The organism is Aeromicrobium sp. (genome assembly GCF_032084975.1).
Taxonomy (GTDB): domain Bacteria; phylum Actinomycetota; class Actinomycetes; order Propionibacteriales; family Nocardioidaceae; genus Aeromicrobium.
In genome coordinates this window covers 1-6912 of the sequence record NZ_DAMDLR010000106.1, presented here as the reverse complement: position 1 = coordinate 6912, position 6912 = coordinate 1, and the positions used below count along the sequence as shown (strand labels likewise).

The following is a 6912-nucleotide window of genomic DNA, read 5'->3' as shown; positions in this document are numbered from 1 at the left end:
TAAATAATTCGTCGACTTTTGGCACACTGTTGAGTTCTCAAGGATCAGACGCACATCGCAAACCTCACCGTTCCCGGATCAGCCTGGAGGCAACTCGTCTAATTTACATCGCCGTTTTCAGCGGGTCAAACCCGGTTCGGTCACGATGATGCGCTACGTTTTCCGCGGCCAGTTTCCGGCTCCCCGTGGGGCTCCTGGCGTTAACCGCTTCGGTCTGCGCTCCGCTGCCCCTCTCGGCGCAACAAGAAGAACATTACACAGACGTTTCGCGCTCTGGCAAATCGATCCGCTGCGGCCTGCGTCACACCCCGAACCGCAAGGAATTTCTGCGGTCGGCCTCCGATCGGGGTGGTCAGGCGGGGGACGGATCGGCGTCCGCCGCCTCCTCCTCGTCGTCGTCCGACGGCAGTCGGCAGGCCCACTCGAGGACCAGTGCCGCGACCAGCAACAGCAGCGCCGCGCCCGCCGCGGCGGCCGAGCGCCAGAAGCGCTCCTCGCCCAGCTCGGTGGAGGAGCCCAGGTAGGCCAGCGCGTACCCGGCGTACCCACCGGCGAACACCCCGCCGACGAGGACGGCGGCCTTGGCCAGGGCGAGCATCCGGATCGCGCGGTCGGCGACGACGCGCATCTTGCGGCGGTGCAGGTCGCGCCAGGTGCCCCAGGCGAGCGCGCCCACGGCGATCGCCCCGCACAGCAGCACGATGGTGGCGGCCCAGCCGGGCACCGGCGGCGACGTCCCGTCGAGCCGCACGGTCAGGGGCGGCAGGAGCCGCCCGACGATCAGGCCCGACGCCACGATCCCCGTGACGTAGAGCGGCGAGCTGCGCCGGACCTTCCTCATCGGTGGGTCACAAGATGATCTCGACGTCCTCGCGCTTCGTCACGCCGGACGTGTCGACGCCCGAGATGAGGTCGGCGACGAAGCCGTGGCCGGGGATCTCGCCCTCGGGGTCGATCTCGAGCCACGGGACGAGCACGAAGCCGCGCTCGTGGGCCCGCGGGTGCGGCAGGGTCAGGCTGTCGTCGTCGGCGATGCGGTCGCCCACCACGATGATGTCGACGTCGAGGGTGCGCGGGGCACCCGGCTCGCTGCGCTCACGGCCGAACGCGTCCTCGATCGCCAGTGCGCGGTCGAGCAGCGTGTGCACGGTCAGGGTCGTGTCGATCAGGACCACGGCGTTGAGGAACGAGCCCGAACCCTCGGGTGCGCCGAGCGGGTCGGTCTCGTAGACCGACGAGATCGCGACGACGGTCACCTCGGGGGTGTCCTCCAGGGCCGAGACGGCTCCCTGCAGACGCGCGGCCCGATCGCCGAGATTCGAGCCGATCGAGAGCACCGCCTGACGGATGGGTCGCATGCCGCCGGTCATCGTGTCGGCGTCGAGCTCGTACGGCGTGGGTGATTCGGTCACTTGTTGCTCCGCTCCATCGTCACGGTGACGTCGGTGAACGCCACCTCGATCGGCGCCTCGGGCTTGTGCACCGTCACGCTGGCCCAGCGGACGGGCTCGTGGCCCAGACACACGCTCACTATACGGAGGGCCAAGGTCTCGATGAGATCCACGGGGTCCCCCGTGATGATCGCGTGCACCTGCTCGGCCAGCTCGCCGTAGTGCACGGTCCGGGTCAGGTCGCCAGTTTCTGCCGCCGGCTGTAGGTCGATCGACAGCACGATGTCGACCACGAAGGTCTGACCATCGCGTCGTTCGTGGTCGAAGACGCCGTGGTGGCCGACGGCCGACAGGCCGCGCAGCTCGATCCGGTCGCCGGGGTGCTCGTGGGTCATGAGTCCTGCTCTCCCATCAGGGGCGAGGCGTGCCGCGCCCAGAATCGCCATCCCGCACCGTGGCGCACGAGGATGCTGGTGCACACGGCTCGCCCCCCGCTGAACGACTCGACGGAGCCGGCGTCGGAGAGGATGTTCTCGGTGCAGACCACGACCGCCGTGTTCGGGTCGTCGGGCGGCAACAAGGTCACCTCGACATCGGTCAGGAAGAACTGGATGTAGCCGACGCCCGCCATCACGACGGTCCACGACCGCAGGATCCGATCCGTCCCGTACAGCGGCTTCGCGCCGGGATGGACGCACATCGTGGCGTCGTCGTCGACCCACAGCGCGGACATCAGGTCCACGTCGCCGGTCTCGATCGCGTCGTAGAAGCTGCGGTGCGCCGTCAGGACGTCAGGCATGCGCCGCCTCCGCGCGCAGTCGGGCCACGACGCGAACCGCGTCGGCGCTGCGCCGGGGGTCGTGCACCCGCACGCCCCACGCACCCGCCATCGCCGAGATCGTGCTGATCGCGGCGGTGGCGTCCTCACGCTCCATCACGGGCCTCGGCCCATGCTCGTCGGCGAGCAGGCTGCCGAGGAAGCCCTTGCGGCTGGCGGCGACCAGCAGCGGATGCCCCAGCGCCGCGAACCTGCGCAGGTGCGCCAGCAGGGTCCAGTTCTGGTCGCCCGTCTTGCTGAACCCCAGCCCCGGGTCCACGACGACACGCTCGGGCGCCACCCCGGCGTCGAGCACGGCGCGCACCTGGGCGGCGAGCTCGGCCAGCACGTCCTCGAGGACGTCGTCGTACTGCGTGTGCTGCTGCATCTGCGGCGAGTGGGCGCGCCAGTGCATCACGACGAACGGGACGTCGGCCTGCGCGACCAGCGGGATCATCCGCTCGTCGGCCCGGCCGCCCGAGACGTCGTTGACGATCGCCGCACCGGCCTCGAGCGCCTGCTCGGCGGTGGCGGACCACATCGTGTCGACCGACACCAGCACCCCGGCGTCCGCGAGCCGCCGCACGACGGGCACGACCCGGCGCAGCTCCTCGTCACGGTCGACGGGCAGGGCCCCCGGACGCGTCGACTCGCCGCCCACGTCGACCAGGTCGGCCCCGTGGCGCACGAGCTCGAGGCCGTGCTCGACGGCGGCACCCGGGTCGAACCAGCGACCGCCGTCGGAGAACGAGTCGGGGGTCACGTTGACGACGCCCATCACGACACAGCGGTCCTGCGGCAGTCCGGCCAGCGGGAGCGTCACGGTCGGTCCTTCCCCGTCGTCACCGGTGGATGAGGTTCATCGCCTCGGCGCGTGTCGCGGGGTCGAGCAGCTGCCCGCGCACCGCGCTGGTGATCGTGCGGGCACCGCCCTTGGCGACGCCGCGCATCGTCATGCACAGGTGCTCGGCCTCGATCACGACCACGACGCCCTGCGGCTCGAGGACGTCGACCATCGCCTCGGCGATCTGCGTCGTGAGCCGCTCCTGCACCTGCAGGCGGCGCGAGTACACGTCGACGAGCCTCGCGAGCTTCGACAGGCCGGTCACGTGGCCCTTCTCGCCCGGGATGTAGCCGACGTGCGCGACGCCGAAGAACGGCACCATGTGGTGCTCACACAGGCTCCACAGCTCGATGTCCTTGACCAGGACCAGCTCGCGGTGGCCGACCTCGAACACCGTGGACAGCACCTCGCGGGCGTCCTGGTCGTAACCGGACAGGATCTCGGCGTACGAGCGGGCGACCCGCGCGGGCGTGGCCTCCAGGCCGTCGCGCTCGGGATCCTCACCGATCGCCGCGAGCAGCTCGCGCACGGCCGCCTCGGCACGGGGTAGGTCGACGCTCACGCTGGCTCCTCAGGCGTTCGGGGACTCGCCCGGCTGGGGCTGGTCGGCGGGCGGTGCATCGGAACCGGAGTCGGGACCGATGACGATGCCGCTCTCGGGGACGTCGCCGTTGCGCGCGGGCACCACGATCGGCGGCTGGGACGACGGACGACGCGATTCCGAGCCCGTCCACGCCGGACGGATCTCGCGACGGTTGAGCGCCTCGAAGATGCGCGCGACCTCGCCCTTGTCGAGCGTCTCCTTCTCCATCAGCTCGAGGACGAGCTGGTCCAGCACGTGGCGGTTCTCGACGAGGATGTCGAACGCCTCCTGGTGGGCCTGCTTGATCAGCTCGGAGATCTCGTCGTCGATCGCCGCGGCGACGTCCTCGGAGTAGTTGCGCGAATGGCCGATGTCGCGACCCAGGAACGGCTGGCCGTTGTCCTCGCCGAAGCGGACGGCGCCGATGCGCTCGCTCATGCCGTACTGGGTGACCATCGCGCGGGCCAGGTTCGTGGCCTTCTCGATGTCGTTGCCGGCACCCGTCGTCGGGTCGTGGAAGACCAGCTCCTCGGCGGCGCGGCCGCCGAGCATGTACGCCAGCTTGTCGAGCAGCTCGGCGCGGGTCTGGCTGTACTTGTCCTCGTCGGGCAGCACCATCGTGTAGCCGAGGGCCCGCCCACGCGGCAGGATCGTGATCTTGTGCACGGGGTCGCTCTGGGGCAGCGCCGCCGCGACCAGCGCGTGGCCGCCCTCGTGGTACGCCGTGACGAGCCGCTCGTGCTCGTTCATCAGGCGCGACCGCTTCTGCGGGCCCGAGATCACGCGGTCGATCGCCTCGTCCAGCGCGGCGTTGTCGATCGTCGTGGCGGCGCCGCGCGCGGTGAGCAGTGCGGCCTCGTTCAGCACGTTGGCGAGGTCGGCGCCGCTGAAGCCGGGGGTGCGGCGCGCGACGGCCTCGAGGTCGACGCCGGGGCCGATCGGCTTGCCGCGGGCATGGACCTTGAGGATCTGGGTGCGGCCCGCGAGGTCGGGGGCCTCGACGGCGATCTGGCGGTCGAAACGGCCGGGGCGCAGCAGCGCGGGATCGAGCACGTCGGGACGGTTGGTCGCCGCGATCAGGATGACCCCGCCACGCACGTCGAAGCCGTCCATCTCGACCAGCAACTGGTTGAGGGTCTGCTCACGCTCGTCGTGACCGCCGCCCATGCCGGTGCCGCGGTGACGTCCGACGGCGTCGATCTCGTCGATGAAGACGATGGCCGGCGCGTTCTCCTTGGCCTGCTCGAACAGGTCGCGGACACGGCTGGCGCCGACGCCGACGAACATCTCGACGAAGTCCGAGCCCGAGATGGAGTAGAAGGGAACGCCCGCCTCGCCGGCGACGGCGCGCGCGAGCAGCGTCTTGCCGGTGCCGGGAGGACCGTAGAGCAGCACGCCCTTGGGGATCTTGGCGCCGACGGCCTGGAACTTGGCCGGCTCCTGCAGGAACTCCTTGATCTCGCCGAGCTCCTCGATCGCCTCGTCGCAGCCCGCGACGTCGGCGAACGTGGTCTGTGGCGTGTCCTTGGTCATGAGCTTCGCCTTGGACTTGGCGAACTGCATGACGCGACCGCCGCCGCCCTGCATCGAGTTCATGAGCCACAGGAAGATCAGGATGAAGATGACGAACGGCAGGAAGCTCAGCAGGACCGACAAGATGGTGTTCTTCGGCGGCACCTTGACGTTGTAGGACTCGATCTTGTCGGCGTCGTCGAGCGCCTGCGCCTTGGTGACGAGCTCGATGCCCTGGTCACCGAGCCACGTGGCCTTGACCTGCTTCTCCTCGTCGCCCTTGAGCGTCGCGCGGATCTCCTGGTCGCCGTCGACGAACGTGACCTCCTTGAGCTTCTCGTCATCGAGGTAGCCCACCATCGTGGAGGTCTTGACCTCGCGATAGCCGTCGGCCGAGGACGAGAAGGAGAGCACGCCGATGACCACGGCCGCGATCAGGATGATCCACAGCCACGGTCCCTTGAACATGTTCTTGAAGTTCATGCGGTCGCGTCGTTCATGCAGGAGGGGTTCCGTCCGTCGTGCTCAGGAGTACATGTGCTCGGCCAGTGTGCCGATACTGCGCAAGTTCCGGTACTTCTCGTCGAAGTCCAGACCGTAGCCGACGACGAACGCGTTCGGGATGTCGAATCCGACGTACTTGACGTCGACCGGCATCTCGACGGCCTCGGGCTTGCGCAACAGGGTCGCGATCTCGACCGAGGCGGGTCCGCGGGACCGCAGGTTGGCCACGAGCCACGACAGGGTGAGGCCGGTGTCGATGATGTCCTCGACGATCAGCACGTGGCGCCCGTCGAGGTCGGTGTCGAGGTCCTTGAGGATCCGGACGACGCCGGAGGACTTGGTGCCGGCGTACGACGAGACCGCCATCCAGTCGATCTCGACGTGGCGGTTCAGCTCGCGCGAGAGGTCGGCCATCACCATGACCGCACCCTTGAGGACGCCGACGAGCAGGATGTCGCGGCCCTCGTAATCGGCCTCGATCTGCCGCGCCATCTCGGCCAGCCGGGTCTGGATCTGCTCCTCGGTGAAGAGCGTCTTGGTCAGGTCGAGGTCGGCTTCGACGTGCGAGGTGTCCACGCTGTCACCTTAGCCACCGCGGACGCACGCGGGTGCACGAGGCGCCAACCCGTTTCGGTCCCGATCCAGCGACCCGGGCTGGACACGACTAGAGATCTCGGGCCACGAAGTGGACACGGTCGCCCTCGCGGACCGCGGTCACGCCGCCGGGCAGCTCGATGCGGGTGCCGCCGCGGGCCTGCAGCAGTCCGTCGAGGGACAGCGTGTGCCCGTGGGACAGCTCGCCCGCCGAGGCGCCGGCGTCGATGGCGAGTCGGCGCCAGATGCGCAGCCGGACCGGCGCGGCCAGGTCGGCGAACGTCCACAGGTCCTCGATCCCGCCGGAGCCCGGCATCGCCCGGGTGGCCAGGCCGTCGACCGCGTCGGCGTCCATCCGGACCAGGTCCGCGGTGCGGGAGAGGGCCTCGGCCACTCCCCCGCCGAGCACGTCCTCCATCAGCGGCAGCAGCTCGCGCCGGACCCGCACGCGCCGGAACGCGGGGTCGTCGTTGTGCGGGTCCTGCCACCAGTCCAGGTCGTGCAGGCGGCAGATCCGCTCCGTCTCGGCACGGCGCAAGGACAGGAAGGGACGGCGCAGCGGGCCGTTGGCGGGACGCATGCCCTGGATGGCCCGCGGGCCCGATCCGCGGCCCAGCCCGAGCAGGACCGTCTCGGCCTGGTCGTCGAGCGTGTGCGCGAGCAGCAC

Annotated in this window: 9 protein-coding genes; all 9 read right to left on the bottom strand. The window is 69.8% G+C overall.

What is annotated here, in order from left to right:
• Positions 1-352 precede the first annotated feature (352 nt).
• Complete coding sequence (locus RT323_RS15445) at positions 353-841, bottom strand: DUF3180 domain-containing protein (protein WP_313410032.1); 489 nt, start codon at positions 839-841, stop codon at positions 353-355.
• Between the two features lie 7 nt (positions 842-848).
• Positions 849-1412, bottom strand: a complete 564-nt coding sequence (folK, locus tag RT323_RS15440; protein ID WP_313410031.1) for a 2-amino-4-hydroxy-6-hydroxymethyldihydropteridine diphosphokinase — start codon at positions 1410-1412, stop codon at positions 849-851.
• Positions 1409-1786 (bottom strand): dihydroneopterin aldolase, encoded by a 378-nt coding sequence (gene folB / locus RT323_RS15435; protein ID WP_313410029.1) that lies wholly within the window; start codon positions 1784-1786, stop codon positions 1409-1411. The genes folK and folB overlap by 4 nt, the downstream gene beginning before the upstream one ends.
• Positions 1783-2190, bottom strand: coding sequence for a nuclear transport factor 2 family protein (locus RT323_RS15430; RefSeq protein WP_313410027.1), 408 nt, complete (start codon positions 2188-2190; stop codon positions 1783-1785). The genes folB and RT323_RS15430 overlap by 4 nt, the downstream gene beginning before the upstream one ends.
• Positions 2183-3031, bottom strand: a complete 849-nt coding sequence (folP, locus tag RT323_RS15425; protein WP_313410025.1) for a dihydropteroate synthase — start codon at positions 3029-3031, stop codon at positions 2183-2185. Before folP ends, RT323_RS15430 begins: the two co-directional genes overlap by 8 nt.
• Positions 3032-3050: 19 nt before the next feature.
• On the bottom strand, positions 3051-3614 hold the full coding sequence (gene folE / locus RT323_RS15420; protein ID WP_313410023.1) for a GTP cyclohydrolase I FolE: 564 nt from the start codon (positions 3612-3614) through the stop codon (positions 3051-3053).
• A gap of 9 nt (positions 3615-3623) precedes the next feature.
• A complete protein-coding gene (gene ftsH, locus RT323_RS15415) occupies positions 3624-5630 on the bottom strand; it encodes an ATP-dependent zinc metalloprotease FtsH (protein WP_313410021.1) in 2007 nt (668 codons plus the stop codon).
• Positions 5631-5672: 42 nt separating this feature from the next.
• Positions 5673-6227, bottom strand: a complete 555-nt coding sequence (hpt, locus tag RT323_RS15410) for a hypoxanthine phosphoribosyltransferase (protein WP_313410019.1) — start codon at positions 6225-6227, stop codon at positions 5673-5675.
• A gap of 88 nt (positions 6228-6315) precedes the next feature.
• The coding region (locus tag RT323_RS15405; RefSeq protein ID WP_313410018.1) for an ATP-binding protein at positions 6316-6912 on the bottom strand (597 nt) is incomplete at its 5' end.

Coding starts and splice junctions, on each gene's coding strand:
- RT323_RS15445 (WP_313410032.1), bottom strand. CDS start 841: ATGAGGAAGGTCCGGCGCAGCTCGCCGCTCTACGTCACGGGGATCGTG.
- folB (WP_313410029.1), bottom strand. CDS start 1,786: ATGACCCACGAGCACCCCGGCGACCGGATCGAGCTGCGCGGCCTGTCG.
- RT323_RS15430 (WP_313410027.1), bottom strand. CDS start 2,190: ATGCCTGACGTCCTGACGGCGCACCGCAGCTTCTACGACGCGATCGAG.
- ftsH (WP_313410021.1), bottom strand. CDS start 5,630: ATGAACTTCAAGAACATGTTCAAGGGACCGTGGCTGTGGATCATCCTG.